Origin of the sequence: Crossiella sp. CA198 (assembly GCF_052078295.1) — a bacterium.
Lineage (GTDB): Bacteria > Actinomycetota > Actinomycetes > Mycobacteriales > Pseudonocardiaceae > Crossiella.
This window is the reverse complement of the sequence record NZ_JBQJIM010000009.1, coordinates 138,330-157,444: the sequence shown is the minus strand read 5'-3', so window position 1 is coordinate 157,444 and position 19,115 is coordinate 138,330. Positions and strand designations below refer to the sequence as shown.

Sequence of the window (19,115 nt, the reverse complement as noted above, 5' to 3'; positions counted from 1 at the left end):
TTTGATCGGTTTGAGTTTGTCTGATCGTTCTATTGACCTGAAATGCTCAGGCGATCAGGATTCGGTGACCTCATCCTGCCAACGGAGGCGCCGATGTCGACTCGCTTGAGCCGTCGTTCGCTGCTGACCGCGGCCGTCGCGCTTCCGGTGCTCGGCGCCTGCGGTCCGGATCCCACGCCACGGAAACCGGGGCCGGGTGGCGGGCCGGTGCGGATCACCTTCTGGTCCTCACTACGGGGCAGCCGCCAGGTGGTGGAGGCGTTCAACAAGTCGCAGAACCGGATCTTCGTCGACTTCCAGCAGGTGCCCTCGGGCGGGCAGGGCGGGTACGCCAAGCTCAGCAACGCCGCCCGCGCCGGGAATCCGCCGGATGTGGCCACCATCGAGTACCCCCAGGTCCCTGGATTCGCCATTGACGGGGTGTTGCGGGATCTGACCGGGTTGATCAGTGATCGGCTGCGGGCCAGGTTGCTGCCACAGGCGTGGGGGCTGACCACGTTCGAGAACCGGGTGTTCACGGTGCCGCTGGACGTCGAGCCGATGGTGCTGCACTACCGGGCCGACCTGTTCGCCCAGCACAACCTCGCCGTGCCACGCACCTGGAGCGAGTTCGCCGAACTGGCCAAGGTGGCCCGCGGGCTGCCGGGGGACCGGCGGCTGGCGCTGTTCGCCACCGACGGCGGCGCGCAGTTCGCCGGGTTCTCCTGGCAGGCGGGGGCACAGTGGTTCAGCACCACCGGCGGCGCCTGGAACGTCTCCATCGCCGACGAGCCCACCCGGCGGGTCGCCGCCTACTGGCAGCAGCTCATCGACGAAGGGCTGGTCTACACCAACGCCGCGGACAGCACGCACGCCGACGCCCAGATCGGGCAGGGCCGGGTGCTGACCCGGCTCACCGGCGCCTGGGACGCGGGTGCGCAGATGAACGCCCGGCCTGGGCAGAAGGGGCTGTGGAAGATCGCGCCCATGCCGCAATGGGACGGCGTGACCCGGGAGTCCGTTGCCACGCACGGGGGATCCACTTTCGCGGTCACTCAGGCAAGCGCTTTCCCCGAGGCCGCGATGGAGTTCATCGAGTGGCAGGTCTCGCAGCCGGAGTCCTTGCGCGCCAGGCTGTCCAGCGGCACCAGCAGCCAGTACCCGGCCGCGTCCGCGCTGGTGGAGGTGGGCAGCCAGGCCTTCGACCGCGCCTACTACGGCGGCCAGGACATCTATCGGCTCTTTGACACCGAGGCCCGCAAGATCCGGGACGGCTGGACCTGGGGACCACGGATGACCGCCACGCTCAAGCTCATGCACGACGGCTTCGCCCGCGCCGGCGGCGGCCAGGGCAGCCTGCTCGACGCGGTGCGGGAGGCGCACAGCGGAACCATGCCGGACCTGCGGGCGCTGGGCCTGACCACCACCGAGGTGACCGGGTGAAGCGCGGCGGACTGGCCTGCGCGCTGCTGATGGCGCCGTTCTTCGTGCTGTTCATCCTGGTGTTCCTGCTGCCGGTCGGCACCGCGGTGTGGCTGAGCTTTTTCAGCGACGACCAGCCGGGCCTGGGTTTCGGCCCGGAGTCCACCGTGTTCATCGGCCTGCGTGCCTACCTGGCCGTGCTCACCGACCCGACCTTCCTCGGCGGCATGGCCACCGTCGCGCTGTACTGCCTGCTCTACATCCCGCTGATGGTCCTCGGCGCGCTCGGCCTGGCGCTGCTGCTCGACTCCGGCGCCGCGCGGCTGCGGGCCTGGGCCCAGCTGGCGTTGTTCCTGCCGCACGCGGTGCCCGGCATCATCGCCGCCATCATCTGGCTCTACCTCTACACCCCCGGCCTCAGCCCGGTGATCGAGGTGTTGGCGCAGGCCGACATCACCGTCGACTTCCTCGGCGTGCGGACCGTGCTGCCGTCCATGGTGAACATCGCGCTGTGGAGCAACCTCGGCTACAACATGGTGATCTTCTACGCCGCGCTGCAGGCCGTGCCGCGCGAGGTGGTGGAGGCGGCCGTGGTGGACGGGGCAGGGCCGGTGCGCACCGCGTTGCGGCTCAAGGTCCCGCTGGTGCGCTCCTCGATCGTGATGGTCTCGATGTTCACCCTGATCTGGGCCCTGCAACTGTTCACCGAACCCATGCTGCTCAGCCAGTCCACGCCGATGATCAGCTCCCGGTTCTCGCCGAGCATGTACATCTACGACGCGGCCTTCACCCGCAACAACTACAGCCTGGCCGCGGCCGCCTCGGTGATCCTGTTGCTGGCCACCATCGCGCTGTCCTATGGCATCACCCGCTGGAGCAACCGGACCGCCGCCCGTGGGGAGACCGCATGAGCGCCAACGATTTGCCCGCCGCGCTGCGCCCTCGGCTGTTCGGCCGGATCGCGGTCAACACCGTGGTCGGCCTGTTCGTGCTCTACACTCTGCTGCCGGTGTTGTGGCTGTTGCTGGCCGCCACCAAGGACCGGGACGCGCTGTTCAACAGCGATGTGCTGTCGCTGACCAACTTCTCCTTCTGGCAGAACCTGACCGACGTCTTCACCGAGGACAAGGGACTGTTCGGTCGCTGGTACGCCAACAGCCTGCTCTACGCCGGGGTCGGGGCCGGGATCAGTGCGGTGGTGAGCATCGCCTGCGGGTACGCCTTCGACAAATACGTGTTCCGGCACAAGGAAAAACTCTTCGGACTGGTGCTCGCCGCGGTGATGGTGCCGCAGACCGTGCTGGCGCTGCCGCTGTACCTGATGGCCTCGGCCAGCGGACTGGTCAACACCTTCTGGGCGGTGTTCATCCCGGTGCTGTTCAACCCCTTCGGCGTGTACCTGGGCCGGATCTTCAGCCAGGGCTACGTGCCAGGCGAGGTCCTCGAAGCCGCGCGGATCGACGGCGCCGGCGAGCTGACCATGTTCTTCCGGGTCGCGCTGCGCATGCTCGGACCCGGCGTGGTCACGGTGTTCCTGTTCCAGCTCACCGCGATCTGGAACAACTTCTTCCTGCCCATGGTGATGCTCTCCGACCAGCAGCTCTACCCGGTCAGCCTCGGGCTCTACACCTGGAACAGCGCGGCCAGGGTGTCCCCGGAGTACTACCCGCTGGTGATCACGGGTTCGCTACTGGCGGTGTTGCCGCTGATCGTGGCTTTCCTGTTACTGCAACGGTTCTGGCGTTCCGGCCTGACCGCGGGGGCGGTCAAGTGAGCCGCCCACGAGCCGTGCTGGCCATGTCGCCGGAGGCCGCCGAGGCCGTGCTCGACCCGGTCGCGCTGGCTGCCTTCGACCAGGTGTGCGACCTGGCATCGGATGTCGTGCTCGCCGACTTCGACACCGCTACCGCCCGCGCCGCGCTGGCCGAGGCCGAGATCCTGATCATCGGCTGGGGCTGCCCGCCGCTGACCGCCGAGGTGCTGGCGATGGCGCCCCGGCTGCGTGCGGTGGTGCACACCGGTGGCACCGTGCGCGGATACGTCACGCAGGCGTGCTGGGACCGCGGCATCGAGGTGTCCTCGGCCGCCGCGGCCAACGCGCTGCCGGTGGCCGAGTACACCCTGGCGATGATCCTGTTGAGCGGCAAGAAGGTCCTCGAACGCGCCCGCGAGTATCGGGCCAGCGGGGAGGATCCCGGCCGGTGGCTGCGCACCTCCAGGTCGCTGGGCAACTTCGGTCGCACGGTGGGCATCCTGTCCGCCTCGCTGATCGGCCGCCGGGTGATCGAACTGTTGCGCCCCTACGATTTCCGGGTGCTGCTGCATGATCCGTATGTCACGGACGAGGAGGCTTGGGAACTCGGTGTCGAGCCGGTGAGCCTGCCCGAGCTGTTCGCCCGCGGCGACGTGGTCAGCGTGCACACCCCGCTGCTGCCCGCCACCCGCGGCCTGGTCAGCCGGGAGCTGATCGACTCGATGAGACCGGACGCGATGCTGATCAACACCGCTCGCGGCGCGGTGGTGGACCAGGAGGCACTGGCCGCCGCGGCACTGGCCGGGCGGGTGCGGGCGGTGCTGGACGTCACCGATCCCGAGCTGCTGCCCAAGCAACATCCGTTGTGGCACAGCGAGAATGTGCTCATCAGCCCACATCTGGCCGGATCCCAGGGCAACGAGTGGGGGCGGCTGGCCGAACACGCCGCCGCCGAGATCGCCCTCTGGAGCACGGGCGCCGGATTCGCCCACCCGGTACAACGCGAAAGGCTGGACCGGCTGGCATGAGACTACCCGAAGAGGACCGGAACCTGAGTCCGCACACCGGTTTCACCCGCGCGCACTGGGTGGCCGCGGCCGACGGACTGCTCAGCGCAGCCTGGCGCTGGGCCAGTCCGCGCGGCGCCCGCCTGGATCTGCCCGGCAGGCCCGCGCACAGCGGCGTGCGCTCCGACGGCCTGGAGGGCTACGCGCGCACCTTCCTGGCCGCCGCGTTCCGGGTGGCCGGGGAGCAGGGCGCCGACCCGCACGGCTGGCTCGGCCGCTATGCCGAGGGACTGGCCGCGGGCACGGCCACACCCGGCCGGGACGATCACGAGTCCTGGCCGCTGATCCGCGATCACCACATCCACGGCCAGCCCATGGTCGAGTCCGCCTCGGTCGCCCTCGGCCTGCGGCTGACCAGGGAGTGGTTGTGGGACAACCTGGATCCGGCCACCCAGGACCGGGTGGCGGCCTGGCTGCACGACGCGCTCACCCACGTGCCGGCGCCCAACAACTGGTACCTTTTCCCTTACACCGTCGCGGGATTCCTGGAATCGGTCGGCCGCGCCAGCACGCACACGGCACGGGCCCGGACCCGTGCGCTGGAGCTGCTGGAGACCTGGTATCGCGGCCAGGGCTGGTACGCCGACGGCGACGGCCGCGCCTTCGACCACTACAACGGCTGGGCCCTGCACCTGTATCCGGTCCTGGACCAGCACCTGGCGGGGGAGCGCGACACCGTGCACCAGGCCAGGTTGCGCGAGCACCTGGACAGTTTTTCGTTGCTGTTCGGCGGCGACGGCGCGCCGATCCACTTCGGACGGTCGCTCACCTACCGTTTCGCCGCCACCGCCGCGATCGGCCTTGGCGCGCTCACCGGCGACACCCCGCTCACCCCCGGCGCCTCCCGCCGGGTGCTCAGCGGTGCGCTGCGCTACTTCCTGGACCGCGGTTCGGTCACCGACGGCCTGCTCAGCCTCGGCTGGCACGGCCCGCACGAACCCACGCTCCAGCATTATTCCGGACCCGGATCCCCTTACTGGGCCTCGAAAGCCTTCCTCTGCCTGCTCGCCGCACCGGATCATCCACTGTGGACAGAGGTCGAACAGCCCGCGCCGGTGGAGGGCCCGGATCGGGTGCTCGCGTTGCCCGGCCCGGGACTGCTGGTGCAGACCACCAGGGCGGACGGGATCGTCCGGCTGCACAACCACGGCAGTGACCACGTCCGCCCGCACGAACCCGAGTCCGCCGCCCAGGACGACCCGCACTACGGCCGCCTGGTCTACTCCACGCACACCGGCCCCACCGCGAAGACCAACCCGGCGGACAACCACTTCAGCGTCCTGGTCGAGGGTATCCGCAGTGTCCGCCGCCGCATCCGGCCACTCGGCGCCGGGACCGGGGACGGCTGGGGCTGGGCGGCGTCCTGGCATCGCCCGGTGTTCCCGTCCGGCCCGCCGATGGTGCCCGGACTGCGGGTGGAGAGCCTCACCGTGGCCAAGGGCGCCGTCGAACTGCGGGTGCACCGGGTGGTCGGCGCGCCGCAGGGAGCCGCGGTCGAGCTGACCGGCTGGGCCACCGGGCCGGATTCCCTGGTGCGCTCGGGATTGGCCGGACTGCACGGGTGGACCGAGCAGGATGAGGTGCGCGCGCCACAGGGCACGGCCTACACCCCGTTCGCCACCCTGCCCCGGCTGTGTGGCACGGCGGGCGGCACCACCCTGCACCTCGCGGTGGCCACGCTCAGCGGCGCGCCGAAAGCCAAGGCGCTCAACGAGATCACCGTGGGCGCGGACTGGATCGAGCTGGTGTGGGCCGGGGACGGCGCCCGGCTGCGGATCGACCTCGGCGCACCCGTGCTCAGCGGCGAACCCGCGTTACCGGTACTGCGCTGAATGTCCCGATGGGCCACCAGCTCAGCCCTCCAGGACATTGGTCTTGAAACTTTCATGTTGAACCAACATGCTCGGAGCGCGATCGACCAGTGGCACTCAGTGAGGAGAAATCAGTGCGCGGTAAGAGGATCAGCTACGCCGCAGGGGTACTCGCGCTGGCAGGCTCGCTCGGCCTGGCCGCACCGGCCGCCGCCGACCCGGCCCACCCGGCGGGGCTGCGGGTGTGGGAGACGATCCAGTTCTCCGGCCAGACCGAACTGCACCCCGCGCCCAGCACCGCCTGCACCACCACGTCTTTCGTGGTGCGCGCCGAGTTCAACAACACCCCGCACACCCTGAAGTTCTTCCGCAGCACCGACTGCACCGGCCACGCGATCACCATCCCCGCCAACGACCTGCACTCCTTCCCCACCTTCCCCGCCCGCAGCTTCCGCCTGGCCTAGCCACCCCCGCACCGTGTTGGCCGTTGTCGTACGGTGTGTTGGCCGTTGTGGACGCCGTGTTGGCCGTTGTGGGCGGTGTGTTGGCTGAAGGGCGTACCAGTTCGGCCAAGACTGGGTACGACAACGGCCAACACGCCGGTGAGGTACGGACCGGGTTTCGGGTCAACTGCCTAGGCCGAGTCCCGGCGGATGAGTTCGGTGGGCAGGATCAGGGAGGTCGGCTGCTCGCCGTTGATCAGGCGGATCAGCATCCGGGTCATTTCCCGGCCCAGTGCCTCGATCGGCTGGCGGATCGTGGTCAGCGTGGGCTGGGTGTGCTGCGCGGTCAGGATGTCGTTGAATCCCACCACCGCCACGTCCGCCGGCACCCGGCGGCCCTGGGCCCGCAACACGGTCAGCGCCCCGGCGGCCATCGCGTCGGAGGCGACGAACACCGCGTCCAGGTCCGGGTGTTCGGCCAGTAGCCTGGTCATCGCGGCCGCGCCGCCGGACTCGGTGAAGTCGCTGTGCGCCAACCGTTTGTCGCTCAGTCCGGCCAGCGCCAGGGCCTCGCGGTAGCCGAGGTGGCGGGCCAGTGCGACCTGCTGGTCGGTGCCGCCGGTGATGGTGGCGATCCGCTGGCGGCCAAGGGAGATCAGGTGTTCGGTGGCCAGCCGGGCGCCACCGCGGTTGTCCGCGTCCACGTAGTGCCGAGGGGTGTGGCCCAGTGGCTGGCCGCCGTGCACGACCGGCAGGCCGCTGTCCGCGGCGAGTTTGCTCAGCGGATCGTGTTCGCGCAGGGCCAGCAGCAGCACGCCGTCGGCGGCGTGCAGCACCCTGGTGAACCGGTCCTGGCCGCGCTGGGAAGCGGCCAGCACCAGCAGCAGTTGCAGGTCGGTCTCCTCGATCACCGCGTTCACCCCGGTGATCACCTCGGCGAAGAACAGGTTGGCGGTCAGTGCCGGGTCCTCGCTGGAGATGGCCAGCACCACCGCACCGCGCCGCCGCGCGGCCAGGGAACGCGCGGCGGTGTTGGGCACGTAGCCCAGTTCCTCGATCGCCCGCTCCACCGCCTGGCGCGCCTTCTGGCTGACGTGCTGGGCGTTGTTGAGCACCCGGGACACCGTGCCGGTGGACACGCCCGCGCGCTGGGCCACCGCGTCCAGGGTGGGTGGCCGCTCGGTCATGGATCGGACCCCATCAGTCGGTCTGTCTGAAGCGATAACAGTATTACACGGTGCCGTCTAGCTGCGGTGACGCCGTCGCTAGAGCCGGAGTGCAGGGTGAAATTGGAAGCGCTTACAGCAGCGTAACCGTTGACAGCCGGGACCACCAGGGTCGACCATTCGGCACTGACGCCGTGCTGTGCCGGGACCCCTGCCGACCCGAGAGGTCCCCCGGTATGACCACCACCCGCAGGCTGTCCGTGGCCGCTCTGCTGCCCCTGCTGTTGATCGGCCTCGCGCCGCCCGCACACGCCCAGCCCTATCAGCGAGTGCTCAACGGCACCTTCGACACCGGCAAAACCCCGTGGTGGAGCAGCGGCAACACGCCCTCCCGGGTCGAGGCCGGTCGCCTGTGCGCGGATATCCCAGCCGGGACGATAAATCCGTGGGACGCCATGATCGGCCAGAACGAGATCCCTCTGGAAGCCGGTCAGCCCTACACGCTCCGGTTCACCGCCACCGGCAAAGCGGCGATCCGGATCAGCCTGCAACTCACCGCGCCACCGCACAGCGGCACGATCAACAAGCAGGTCACGCTCACCGAGACCCCGCAGACCTTCGAGTTCACCGGACTGTCCACTGTGGCCAGTCGACACGCCCAGGTGTCGCTCCAGGCAGGCGGCGCCACCCAGCCCTACACCCTGTGTGTGGACAACGTTTCGCTCACTGGCGGTGTGATCCCGCCGGGTGGCGGCTGGCACTACGGTTCGGCCGTCCGGGTCAACCAGCACGGTTACCAGGCCGACGGCCCGAAACAAGCCTCCATTGTGGACACATCAACGCAATCGTTGCCGTGGCAGGTGAAGAACGCCGCCGGTGCGGTGGTGGCCACCGGCCGGACCCGGGTGCACGGCCAGGATCCCGCCTCCCGCGATCACCTGCACCACGCCGACTTCTCCCAGCTCCGCACCAGGGGCACCGGCTACACCCTGGTGGTGGGCAAGGAAGTCAGCGAGCCGTTCGACCTGCTGGACCGGCCCTACGAGCAGCTGCGCCGCGACGCGTTGCAGTACTTCTTCCACAACCGCAGCGGAATCCCGATCGAGGCCCAGCACGTCGGCGCGGCACACGCCCGCCCGGCCGGGCACCTGGACCTCGCGCCGAACAAGGGCGACACCGCGGTGCCCTGCCTGCCCGGCACGTGTGACCACACCCTGGACGTGCGTGGCGGCTGGTACGACGCGGGTGATCACGGCAAGTATGTGGTCAACGGCGGCCTCGCCGTCTGGCAGCTCCTGGACCTCTACGAACGCGCCAGCGACCGCTGGGACCTGACCGGTCAGCGCGACGGCCTGCTGCGCATCCCCGAGCAGCGCAACGGCATCCCGGACGTGCTCGACGAAGCCCGCTGGCAGCTGGAGTTCCTGCTGCGCATGCAGGTCCCGGCCGGGCAACCCCTGGCGGGCATGGCCCATCACAAGATCCACGACCTGGCCTGGACCGGGCACCCGCTGCTGCCGCACCTGGACCCGCAACCCCGCTACCTGCACCCGCCGTCCACCGCCGCCACCCTCAACCTGGCCGCGGCGGCCGCTCGCTGCGCCCGGATCTGGACCCGCTGGGACCGGGCCTTCGCCCAGCGCTGCCGGGAGGCCGCCAACACCGCGTGGCAGGCCGCACTGCGTCACCCGGACCGGTTCGCGCCCAGGGAGACCGCCGGCGGCGGGCCCTACGACGACACCGACGTGCGCGACGAGTTCTCCTGGGCCGCGGCCGAACTGCACGCCAGCACCGGCGAACCGGGCTACCTGCGCCACCTCACCAGCACGCTCACCCCGGCCGGGTTCTCCTGGAAGGACACCGGCGGCCTCACCGACCTGACCATCGCCCGACACCCCCTGCGCTTCCCCCTGGACCGCGTTCTCGCCGCCCGCCAACGAATCCTGACCGTCGCCGACGGCTATGTGCGGCACCAGCAGGGGCAGGGCTACCCCAACCCCGGCGAGTACGCCTGGGGCTCCACCAGTTCCACCGCCAACCACGCGATGATCATCGCCACCGCCTACGACCTCACCGGCAGGCCCGGCTACCGGGACGCGGTGCTCGCCGCGATGGACTACCTGCTCGGCCGCAACGCGCTCAACCAGTCCTTCGTCAGCGGTTACGGCGAACGGGCCAGCCGCAACCAGCACCACCGGCACTGGGCCAACCAGCTCGACCCCACCCTGCCCAACCCACCGGCCGGCGCGCTGGCCGGCGGCCCCAACCCCGGGCTGCAGGACCCGGTGGCCCAGCAGAACCTGCCCGGCTGCGCCCCGGCCAAGTGCTACCTGGACGACATCGGCTCCTTCTCCACCAACGAGGTGGCGATCAACTGGAACTCCGCCCTGGCCTGGGTGGCGGCCTTCGCCGACACCCGCTGACCACCGCAACCGAAGGGATTCCACAATGTCGTGGACCGCCCGGCTGGCCCTGTCCGCAACCGCCCTGCTCCTGGCCACCGCGCCACCCGCGCTCGCGGCCAACCCGATCGACCTCACCAGCGGCTTCTACGTCAACCCGAACTCCGCGCCCGCGGTCTGGGCCCGCAACAACCCCGGCGACGCCCGCGCCGCGCGGATCCAGTCCGCGATCGCGAACCGACCGATCGGTAGGTGGTTTGGCGCGGACGCCAACATCGGCGCCACCGTGGCCAGTTACGTCGGCGCGGCCGACAGCCACGACAAACTGCCCGTCCTGGTCGCCTACCATCTGCCCGGTAGGGACGCCTGCGGCGGCCACTCCGGCGGTGGCGCGGGCAGTCCGGCCGCCTACCGGACCTGGATCTCCAGCCTGGCCGCCGGGATCGGCGCCAAACCCGCGGTGGTGGTGATCGAGCCGGACGCGCTGGGTGATTTCGAGTGCATGAGCGAGGCCGCCATCCAGGAACGCCTCGGCATGCTCACCTACGCCACCCAGCAGCTCCGGCAGAAGGCCCCGAACACCTTCGCCTACCTCGACGGCGGCAACGCCGGCTGGGTGCCCGCCGCCACCATGGCCACCCGGCTGAACTCCGCCGGGGTGCGCGACGTGCGCGGCTTCGCGGTCAACGTGTCCAACTACTACCCGACCGCCGCCTCCCAGAGCTACGCGAACTCGGTGGTCGCCGCCCTGGGTTACCCAGCCAAATTCGTGATCGACACCAGTCGCAACGGCAATGGCCACAACGGGCAGTGGTGCAATCCGCCCGGCCGGAAACTCGGCGTGCCCGCCCAGGTCGGCGGCGGCGCGGAAATGCTGCTGTGGGTCAAGACCCCCGGCAACTCCGACGGCGACTGCGGTATCGGCCCTGGCATTCCCGCCGGTCAGTTCAGTCCCGCGCTCGCGATCAGGTTGATCGAGGGCAGCTGACCCCCTCGGCCGCCGCCGCGCCGGATAACCCCCAGCTATCCGGCACGGCGGCGGCCCCCCACACACGCCACCACCAACAGATGGCTGTCACAGCCCGCCCGGCGCTGACAGCCTCGCCCCCTGCGGATGACGCGTGTTTCTGTGAGTTGCCGCATCCCGCTGCTGAATGCGACAGGGTGATGTCTACTGCCTTCGGGTTGTCCGGTGTCACGACGGTGGGGGTCGTACAACAGGCTCCGGACAACGCACCACCTGCTGGGGGACCCGCATGCCACGCACCGAACAACCGCTCGGCTCCGGCGATGACCCGCTGACCGGCTTCGCCCGCGACCTCCGTGCCCTGCGCACGGCCGCGGGCAGCCCGACCTACCGGGAACTGGCCCGCCGTTCGCACTACTCGGCCACCACCCTCGCCGATGCCGCCGGCGGCAAACGACTGCCCAGTCTCGCCGCGACCCTGGCCTTTGTCCGGGCCTGCGCGGGCGATGCCGGGGAATGGGAATCCCGCTGGCACCGGGTCGCGGCCGAATTGGCCCAGCCCGACGAGGAGGCGGAAAAGCCGCCGCCGGTGGAAACCGACGCGCCCTATGTCGGCCTGGCCGCCTTCCAGGCCACGGACGCGGACCGCTTCTTCGGCCGCGCCGAGATTGTCGGACAACTCATCCACCGCCTGGCCCTGCGGCGATTCCTGGCCGTCTTCGGCGCGTCAGGGGCCGGGAAATCCTCGCTGTTACGGGCCGGGCTGATCGCCACCGTGCGCAAGGGGGAGAACCCGCCGCCGGTGCTGCTGATGTCGCCGGGCAGGCAGCCGGTGGAGGAATGCGCGGTGCAACTGGCCGCGCTCACCGGCGAATCCGCGGCCGTGCTGCGCGCGGAGTTCGGCCGCGGCGCCGAGCACCTGCACCTGCGGGTCCGGCAGGCCCTGGCCGACCGGGAGGGCGTGGACCTGCTGGTGGTGGTGGACCAGTTCGAGGAGGTCTTCACCCTCTGCGCGGACCCGGCCGAACGCGAGCTGTTCCTGGCCATGCTGCTGCACGCGGCCAGTGCGCCGACCAGCCGGGTGCGGGTGGTGCTGGGCGCGCGCACCGACTTCTACACCCACTGCGCCGCGCACGCCGAGCTGGTCGAGGCCATCCAGGACGGGCAGGTGCTGCTCGGCCCGATGACCACCGAGCAGCTGCGCGAGGCGATCACCCGGCCCGCCATGGACCGCGGTTACCGCCTGGAGAACGCCCTGGTCGCCACCGTGATGGCCGAGACGGCGGGGCAGCTGGGGGTGTTGCCGCTGGTCTCGCACGCGCTGCTGGAGACCTGGCGGCGCAGGCACGGCACCACGCTCACCTCGGTCGGCTACCAGGCCGCGGGCGGGATCGCGCACGCCATCGCGCGCACCGCCGAGGGCACCTACGCCGGGTTCGACCAGGCCCAGCAAACCGTGGCCCGGCACCTGTTCCTGCGGCTGACCGCACTCGGCGAAGGCACCGAGGACACCAAACGCCGCCTCTACCACCGGGAACTCGACGAGCACCCGGACACCGCGCACGTGGTCGCCGAACTGGTCTCCGCCCGCCTGGTCACCGCAGACCAGGACGGCCTGGAGATCAGCCACGAAGCCCTGATCCGGTACTGGCCACGCCTGCACGACTGGCTGGCCGCCGACCGCGAGGGCCTGCGCACGCACCGCCTGCTCACCGAGGCCACCGACACCTGGGAGTCCCTGGACCGGGATCCGGCCGCGCTCTACCGCGGTGTCCGCCTGGCCCAGGCCAGTGCCTGGGCGGCCGGCGGCGGGGAGGCGATGACGGTGCGGGAGCGGGAGTTCCTCACCGCGGCCGAGCAGGCGCGGGAGGAGGAGGCGGCCGGGCAGCGGCGGCGGACCCGGCGGCTGCGGCAACTCGTGGCCGCGGTGGTGGCCTTCGCGATCCTGGCCTCCACCACCGCGATCGTGGCCTTCCAGCAACGGGCCACCGCCGAACGGCAGCGCGACGACGCGAGTTTCCGGCACGTGCTGGCCGAGGCCGACCGGCTCGCCGCGAGCGATCCCTCGCTGTCCGCGCAGCTCAACCTGGCCGCGCACCGGCTGCGCCCGCAGGATCAGAGCGTGCACACCCGGCTGGTCGGCACCCGCAACACCCCGCTGGCCGAGAGCCTGACCGGGCACGTCGGCGAGGTCTTCCAGGCCGATTTCAGCCGGGACGGGAAGATGCTGGCCACCACCGGGGACGACGGCACGGTCCGGCTGTGGGACTTCCGCGATCCGGCGAACGTGCGGCCGTGGGGACCGCCGCTGGAGGGGCACAGCGGCTTGCTGGGCACCGTGGTGTTCAGCCCGGACGGCAAGCTGCTGGCCGCGGCCGGGGCCGAGGGCAGGGTGCGGCTGTGGCGCCTCACCGACCCGGCCGCACCCGTGCTGGTGACCAGCTGGCTGGTGGCGCCGGAGGGCAAGGAGCGGGTCAACATCGCCGCCTTCCACCCGGACGGGCAGGTGCTGGCCACCGGGCAGGACAGCGGCACCGTACGGCTGTGGGACCTCACCGATCCGGCCAGGCCGCGGCCGCTGGGCAGCCCGCGGCAGGGCGCTGACGGCGAGGTGTGGGCGCTGGCGTTCAGCTCGGACCGGCGCACCGTGGTCAGCGCGGGCGGCGACGGCCCGGTCCGGCTGTGGGAACTGACCGGCGGCGAGCTGCGCGGACCGCGGAACCTGACCGGCGCCAGCGACAGCGTGTACACCGCGGCCTTCACCCCCGACGGTCAGACGCTGGTCGCGGGCAGCCGGGACTCCAGCCTGCGACTGTGGCGGGTCGCCGACGGCAGCCCGCTGTTCAACCTGGTGAGCGGGCACAACGGCGCGGTGTGGCAGGTGGCGTTCAACCGGGAGGGCACGATAATGGCCACCGCGGGCGGGGACGGGCTCGCGGTGTTGTGGAACGTCGCCAATCCCACCGCGGTGACCAGCATCGGGCCGCCGCTGGCCGGCACCGGCGGCACCATCTACTCGCTGGCCTTCAGTCCGGACGGCCGCACCGTGGCCACCGGCGCCGGTGACGGCACGGTGCGGCTGTGGGCATTGCCCGCGGCGGTGCTGATCGGGCACCAGGAGCCGATGGACTCGGTGGTGGTCAGCCAGGACGGGCGGGTCACCGTGACCGGGGCCAAGGACCAGAAGATCCGGATCTGGTCCACAGTGGAGGGTGAGCCGGTCCGGACGGTGGCCGAGCTGCCCGCGGTCAACACGCCGAGGAAGTGCCAGGACTGCCCGACCCAGCTCCGGCTGGCCAAGGGCGGTCGCCTGCTGGCCACCCTCAGCAACACCTCGCTGCTGCGGCTGTGGGACCTCACCAGGCCGGACGATCCGGTGCTGCTCCACGAGTTCACCCTGGGCACCGCCTTCACCGGCGGGATCACGCTGAGCCCGGACGGCCGTGCCATGGCGACCAACGAGACCGATCAGACCAGCAGGCTGTGGGACATCAGCGATCCGCGCAACCCCAGGAAAATGGGCACGCTGGACGGGCACGAGCGCGAGGTCATGGTGCTCGCCTACCGCTCGGACGGGCGCCTGCTGGTGACTTCGGGTCTGGACCGCACCGTGCAGCTGTGGGATGTCAGCGATCCGGCCAACCCGGTGCGGCGCGGCCGGTTCACCATGCCCGGCCCGGTGGACCGGCTGGCGATCAGCCCGGACGGCCGCACCCTGGCGCTGTCCTACCGCGAGGACGCCATTGTGCTGTGGTCGATCGCCGATCCGGCCAACCCGCGTCAGCTCAGCACCCTGTCCGGACACACCAAACAGATCACCGCGATGACCTTCAGCCCCGACGGCGGCACCCTGGCCAGCACCAGCAACGACAGCACGATGCGGTTGTGGCGGGTGTCGGATCCGGCCAGCCCCAGTGCGATCGGCGGGCCGATCAGCACCGGGAACAACGCGGGTTCGGTGCTCGCCTTCCGCGCCGACGACCGGCATCTGGTCGTCGGCGACGGCACGAACATCGCGCGGCTGCTGGAACTGGATGTGACCAAGGCGGTGGACCGGATCTGCGCCAGCACCGGGCAGCTGACCGAACAGCAGTGGCAGCGGCACCTGCTGGACCTGCCGCGCCGGCCTACCTGTTAGCCGGGACGGCCGCCCGCGCCGGTTCCACGTGCCGGGTCTCCGGGGCCAGCGCCACCGTGACCGCGGTCAGCCCGCTCATCAGCGCCACGAACACCACCACGCCGAAGACGTTGTGGTCGAACCACAACAGCAGCGCGGTGGCCAGCAGCGGGGCCAGGCCGCCGGTGAGCACGGTGCCGATGTTGTTGGCCACGCCGACCGCGCTGAAGCGCACCTTGGTGTCGAAGAGTTCGGCGAAGAACGCGGGCTGGGAACCCAGGATCGCGGACTGGCCGATGCCCAGGGTGATCAGCAGCGCCAGCCAGATGGCCCAGGTCTGGCCGCCGTCGACGCGGGCGAGGTCCCCGGCAACGCCCTCACCGCCGGCCTGGCCCTGGAAAAAGCCCTGGCAGCAGACCGGTCCAAGCCGATCCCGATGAACATCGACGGCGCCACCGCCATCATCTACGCCGAACTCGGCTTCCCAGCCGAACTCGCCCGCGGCCTGTTCCTGCTCTCCCGCAGCGTCGGCATCCTGGCCCACGCCTGGGAGGAAAATGAGGGCGGCGCCCGCATCAAGGGCCCGCTGCCCAAAACCGTGTTGGCCGGTTACCACGGCAAGCCGTACCGTGATCTTGACCGACCCTGATCCCGACAGGAGCAACCCGTGGACCCCTTGGCCTGGCCCCTCACCCTCACCGGCCACGGCCTGGTACTCCGCGAATGGAACGACGCCGACCTGGAAGTGATGACCGAACTCCTCGACCACCCCGAGATCCACGCGAACACCCCCATCCCCAGTCCCTTCGACCCGGCCGACTACCTGGCGATGATCCGCCGCACGCGTGCAGAGGACAATCGTCTGCACCTGGCGATCACCACGGACGGCAAGACCGCGCTGGGGCTGGCTTTTCTGGCGCCGACCCGGGCTGAGGCGGGGTATGTGGTGGGGCCCGCGCATCGGGGGCAGGGACTGGCGGTGCGGACGACCCGGGTGTTGACGGAGTTTGGGCACGATGTGCTGGGGCTGGATGAGATCCGGCTCCGGATCAACACGACGAATGATCCGAGCAAGGGGGTTGCGCGGTCGGCGGGGTATCAGCTCGCGCCGGGGGAACCGGAGCGGCTGGAACGGGATGGTGCGGTCGTGTTCCTGGAGATCTGGACCCACCAGGCGGACTGATCGCGTGCTGGGACACCTCCGCGTTCGCCACTGCTGATCAGTCCCGAACGCGGGCTGCCCTGGAGTGGATCAGCACCGATCGGGCGAACGTGTCTTGAACCGACGGTCGACGGCCAGCGGTGCGATACCGTGCCGACGGTTGCGGTTTGAGGGGGGAGCGAGGGCATGACCGACGTTGATGACAGCGCCGGGCTTCGAGTGGAGTCACTGACAGTGGTGCCAGACGGCGGCCTGCCGGTGGCGGCGCGGCAGGAGCAGTTCAGTTTGGCCTTCGTGCGCATGGTGGTCGCCGCGGCGGGCTGTTCGATCAAGAGCCATGACACCGACTACGACGGCGTCGACATCACGATCGTGGCTTCCGCCGAGTACGAGAGGTACTACTGCCCTGAGTTCGAGCTGCAGCTCAAGTGCACGACTCAGCACAGTTTGCTCAAGAACGATCACATGACGTGGCCGCTGAAGCGGGACCGGTTCCTCAAACTGGTGAACCCCAAGCGGTTCGCGCCGGCGTTTCTCGGTGTGCTGCTGATACCGGAGGATCCCGACCGGTGGCTGGACCTCTCGGAGGACGGACTGACCAGCTCCGGTCGTATGTACTGGGAACATGCTGCGAACCTCGGGACGATCGAGGACCATCATGCCAGCAAGACGGTGCGGCTCCGCAGAAGTAATCTGTTCGATGTCGGCGAACTCAAGGGCATCATGCAGCGGATCGGTGAAGGGGGTCAGTGGTGAACGGCACCTCGCTTGATGGCTACCGCGACATCGCTGCCATCCTGTCGCCGCTGGCCGTATCTCAGTATCTCGCCACGCAGGACTGGCAACTGGAGACTCGCGACCAAGACGTCAAAGAGATCTGGCGGCTCCCCGGCGAGCATGGTCACCTTGGGCGGATCATGCTGCCGTTGGCCACGGACTACGTTGACTTTCCCCAGCGATTCCACGACACCCTCCGGGCGCTCGGCGCGATCTACGACTGGGCCCCAGCGGAACTGGCTGAGCGCATCGCCGCCACCCGGGCGGATCTGTTCTTCGTGCGGCTCGACCAGGAGATGGTCGACGGCACCATCCCGTTCCGGCAGGCAGAAGCCACCTTGGACGCTCTGCTGAGGATGTTGAAAGCCGCCGCGACGACCACCGACGACCCCAACCACTCGCACCGAGGCAGAAGGTCGGCCGCGGTCACGGACTTCCTCGAAGACGACATCCGTCTCGGGCACACCAAGCAAGGCAGCTTCGTGTTCACCGTCGTGACCCGTCTCGGTGACGCGCAGCCACCGCATGCGGACGGAACACCGGCGGTGGCGTTTCCCCGCAGGGTGATGACGACCCTGGCCACGGGCCTCCAGTCGGCGCGGCGACTGGCCCTTGACTGGGACGAGCGTGCACTCGATCAAGCCGAGCAGTTGGGCTTGAGCGCCAGCCTCGTGGAGTCACTGATGGAACTGACCCAGCCGCAGGCATTGCGCGCGTTGGACCTCTCGTTCGACTGGGCCGCTGCCGAAACCCCACCCGCGGTCGAGACCTCGCATATCGTCGTCGACCGGAACGCGATGGCGGGCTTGCCTCGTGTCCGGGAGCGGCTGGTGCGCAATGAGGAGCCACCGCGGCGAGAGACGCTGGTTGGTGTGGTCCGCACACTCAACCGGGACGATCTCGGCGACGGGGATCAGGAGACCACCAGCATTGTGCTGGCCACCCATGTCGGAGGCCGGGCCCGTAAGGTCCACGTGCCTCTATCCGGCAGGGAATACGAGTGGGCGATCCGGGCCCACCAGAGCAGGCTTCCGGTCGTGGTGTCCGGCGATCTTGTGTTCGAGCGTGGCGCTTGGCGACTAACCGGAACGATCACCGTGGATCCCAGATTCTTGAATCGCTAGTTCTGGTCCCACCTCAGCGTTACGGCTTGTTACGCGACGGCAGCCTCGGTCAGGATCTCCCGGATCACGTGCCGGGAGCTGGCTACCAGCACCGGGTTGGTGTGCAGGTAATACGGCAGCTGGATCAGCGAGATCGACAGCGCCCACCCCCGCCCACGCGCCCAGGTCGCCGCGTCCACCCCCACCGCCGCCCGGAACTCACCCCGCACACGCGCGGGCAGCAGATTCCACGCCGGGATCAGGTCCACCGCCGGATCCCCGGTGCCCGCAGCGCCGAAGTCGATCACAGCGCTGAGCCTGCCCTGGTCGAGCAGGATGTTGCCGGGGGACAGATCGCTGTGCAGCCACACCGGTGCGCCGGACCACTCCGGAGCCCGCAATGCCTGCTCCCACAACGCGGTCGCCGCTGGCACGTCGATCTCCGCGTCCAGCTGGGCCAGGGCCTGCCGGGTGGGTTCGTCCCTTGTGGACAGTGCGCGGCCGCGGGAGCAAGGCGGGCCGTCCGGTTCGATCCGGTGCAGGGCGTTGATGAACGCGCCCAGGTCGGTGGCCAGTTGAGCGGGGGAGCCGAGGCGGTCGACGGTGGGGTTCTCGCCGGTCAGCCAGCGGAAAACCGACCAGTGCCAAGGGAATCCGGCGCCGGGCAGGCCGTGGCCCAGGGGCACGGGGACCGGGACGGGGAGTTCGGGGGCCAGGCGGGGGAGCCAGCGTTGTTCGAAGGCGACCTGGCCCGCCGTGCCGGCGATCCGGGGCAGGCGGACCACCATGTCCGCGCCCAGGCGGAACATCGCGTTGTCGGTGCCCGCCGAAGCCAGGCGGGACAGCGGGAGGCCGGCCCAGTGTGGGAACTGCCCGGCGAGCAGGCTCCGGACCCGGGCGACGTCCAGTTCAACCTCGTCGGCGTGCATCTTGGTGACCACAGTGG

The 19,115-nt window shown here is 70.1% G+C and carries 16 protein-coding genes; 13 read left to right on the top strand and 3 right to left on the bottom strand.

What is annotated here, in order from left to right; genetic code table 11:
- Nucleotides 1-93: 93 nt before the first annotated feature.
- From ACTOWY_RS17050 to ACTOWY_RS17025, 6 genes are all read left to right on the top strand, one after another.
- Nucleotides 94-1,422 (top strand): ABC transporter substrate-binding protein, encoded by a 1,329-nt coding sequence (locus ACTOWY_RS17050; protein ID WP_441310604.1) that lies wholly within the window; start codon nt 94-96, stop codon nt 1,420-1,422.
- Nucleotides 1,419-2,312, top strand: coding sequence for a carbohydrate ABC transporter permease (locus ACTOWY_RS17045; RefSeq protein ID WP_441310603.1), 894 nt, complete (start codon nt 1,419-1,421; stop codon nt 2,310-2,312). Before ACTOWY_RS17050 ends, ACTOWY_RS17045 begins: the two co-directional genes overlap by 4 nt.
- Nucleotides 2,309-3,175 carry a carbohydrate ABC transporter permease gene (locus ACTOWY_RS17040; protein WP_441310602.1) on the top strand — a complete coding sequence of 289 codons (867 nt, stop codon included), beginning with the start codon at nt 2,309-2,311 and terminating at the stop codon, nt 3,173-3,175. The genes ACTOWY_RS17045 and ACTOWY_RS17040 overlap by 4 nt, the downstream gene beginning before the upstream one ends.
- Nucleotides 3,172-4,182 carry a hydroxyacid dehydrogenase gene (locus ACTOWY_RS17035; RefSeq protein ID WP_441310601.1) on the top strand — a complete coding sequence of 337 codons (1,011 nt, stop codon included), beginning with the start codon at nt 3,172-3,174 and terminating at the stop codon, nt 4,180-4,182. The genes ACTOWY_RS17040 and ACTOWY_RS17035 overlap by 4 nt, the downstream gene beginning before the upstream one ends.
- Complete coding sequence (locus tag ACTOWY_RS17030) at nt 4,179-6,053, top strand: DUF2264 domain-containing protein (protein WP_441310600.1); 1,875 nt, start codon at nt 4,179-4,181, stop codon at nt 6,051-6,053. The genes ACTOWY_RS17035 and ACTOWY_RS17030 overlap by 4 nt, the downstream gene beginning before the upstream one ends.
- Before the next feature lie 113 nt (nt 6,054-6,166).
- Complete coding sequence (locus tag ACTOWY_RS17025; protein WP_441310599.1) at nt 6,167-6,496, top strand: hypothetical protein; 330 nt, start codon at nt 6,167-6,169, stop codon at nt 6,494-6,496.
- Between the two features lie 170 nt (nt 6,497-6,666).
- On the opposite strand, the gene ACTOWY_RS17020 is transcribed toward ACTOWY_RS17025, so the two are convergent.
- Complete coding sequence (locus ACTOWY_RS17020; protein WP_441310598.1) at nt 6,667-7,662, bottom strand: LacI family DNA-binding transcriptional regulator; 996 nt, start codon at nt 7,660-7,662, stop codon at nt 6,667-6,669.
- 215 nt (nt 7,663-7,877) lie between these two features.
- On the opposite strand from ACTOWY_RS17020, the gene ACTOWY_RS17015 reads away from it, so the two are divergent.
- From ACTOWY_RS17015 to ACTOWY_RS17005, 3 genes are all read left to right on the top strand, one after another.
- Nucleotides 7,878-10,064 (top strand): glycoside hydrolase family 9 protein, encoded by a 2,187-nt coding sequence (locus ACTOWY_RS17015; RefSeq protein ID WP_441310597.1) that lies wholly within the window; start codon nt 7,878-7,880, stop codon nt 10,062-10,064.
- A gap of 25 nt (nt 10,065-10,089) precedes the next feature.
- Complete coding sequence (locus tag ACTOWY_RS17010) at nt 10,090-11,031, top strand: glycoside hydrolase family 6 protein (protein WP_441310596.1); 942 nt, start codon at nt 10,090-10,092, stop codon at nt 11,029-11,031.
- Between the two features lie 268 nt (nt 11,032-11,299).
- Nucleotides 11,300-15,148: an nSTAND1 domain-containing NTPase gene (locus tag ACTOWY_RS17005; RefSeq protein WP_441310595.1), complete on the top strand. Its 3,849-nt coding sequence runs from the start codon at nt 11,300-11,302 to the stop codon at nt 15,146-15,148.
- On the opposite strand, the gene ACTOWY_RS17000 is transcribed toward ACTOWY_RS17005, so the two are convergent.
- A complete protein-coding gene (locus tag ACTOWY_RS17000) occupies nt 15,138-15,362 on the bottom strand; it encodes a hypothetical protein (protein ID WP_441310594.1) in 225 nt (74 codons plus the stop codon). The genes ACTOWY_RS17005 and ACTOWY_RS17000 overlap by 11 nt on opposite strands.
- Nucleotides 15,363-15,563: 201 nt before the next feature.
- On the opposite strand from ACTOWY_RS17000, the gene ACTOWY_RS16995 reads away from it, so the two are divergent.
- The 4 genes from ACTOWY_RS16995 (at nt 15,564) to ACTOWY_RS16980 (ending at nt 18,190) form a co-directional block, all read left to right on the top strand.
- A complete protein-coding gene (locus tag ACTOWY_RS16995; protein WP_441310593.1) occupies nt 15,564-15,776 on the top strand; it encodes a citrate/2-methylcitrate synthase in 213 nt (70 codons plus the stop codon).
- Nucleotides 15,777-15,794: 18 nt separating this feature from the next.
- Nucleotides 15,795-16,310 (top strand): GNAT family N-acetyltransferase, encoded by a 516-nt coding sequence (locus tag ACTOWY_RS16990; RefSeq protein ID WP_441310592.1) that lies wholly within the window; start codon nt 15,795-15,797, stop codon nt 16,308-16,310.
- 165 nt (nt 16,311-16,475) lie between these two features.
- Nucleotides 16,476-17,045, top strand: coding sequence for a DUF4365 domain-containing protein (locus tag ACTOWY_RS16985; RefSeq protein ID WP_441310591.1), 570 nt, complete (start codon nt 16,476-16,478; stop codon nt 17,043-17,045).
- The gene (locus ACTOWY_RS16980; RefSeq protein ID WP_441310590.1) at nt 17,042-18,190 is read left to right on the top strand and encodes a hypothetical protein; all 1,149 of its coding nucleotides are present in this window, start codon (nt 17,042-17,044) and stop codon (nt 18,188-18,190) included. The genes ACTOWY_RS16985 and ACTOWY_RS16980 overlap by 4 nt, the downstream gene beginning before the upstream one ends.
- Before the next feature lie 29 nt (nt 18,191-18,219).
- Here the strand turns inward: ACTOWY_RS16980 and ACTOWY_RS16975 are convergent, their stop codons facing one another.
- Entirely contained in the window at nt 18,220-19,110 is an 891-nt protein-coding gene (locus ACTOWY_RS16975) for an aminoglycoside phosphotransferase family protein (protein ID WP_441310589.1), read from the bottom strand.
- Nucleotides 19,111-19,115: the final 5 nt, after the last annotated feature.

Coding starts and splice junctions, on each gene's coding strand:
- ACTOWY_RS16985 (WP_441310591.1), top strand. CDS start 16,476: ATGACCGACGTTGATGACAGCGCCGGGCTTCGAGTGGAGTCACTGACA.
- ACTOWY_RS17040 (WP_441310602.1), top strand. CDS start 2,309: ATGAGCGCCAACGATTTGCCCGCCGCGCTGCGCCCTCGGCTGTTCGGC.
- ACTOWY_RS17010 (WP_441310596.1), top strand. CDS start 10,090: ATGTCGTGGACCGCCCGGCTGGCCCTGTCCGCAACCGCCCTGCTCCTG.
- ACTOWY_RS17015 (WP_441310597.1), top strand. CDS start 7,878: ATGACCACCACCCGCAGGCTGTCCGTGGCCGCTCTGCTGCCCCTGCTG.
- ACTOWY_RS17020 (WP_441310598.1), bottom strand. CDS start 7,662: ATGACCGAGCGGCCACCCACCCTGGACGCGGTGGCCCAGCGCGCGGGC.
- ACTOWY_RS17005 (WP_441310595.1), top strand. CDS start 11,300: ATGCCACGCACCGAACAACCGCTCGGCTCCGGCGATGACCCGCTGACC.
- ACTOWY_RS17030 (WP_441310600.1), top strand. CDS start 4,179: ATGAGACTACCCGAAGAGGACCGGAACCTGAGTCCGCACACCGGTTTC.
- ACTOWY_RS17050 (WP_441310604.1), top strand. CDS start 94: ATGTCGACTCGCTTGAGCCGTCGTTCGCTGCTGACCGCGGCCGTCGCG.
- ACTOWY_RS16995 (WP_441310593.1), top strand. CDS start 15,564: ATGAACATCGACGGCGCCACCGCCATCATCTACGCCGAACTCGGCTTC.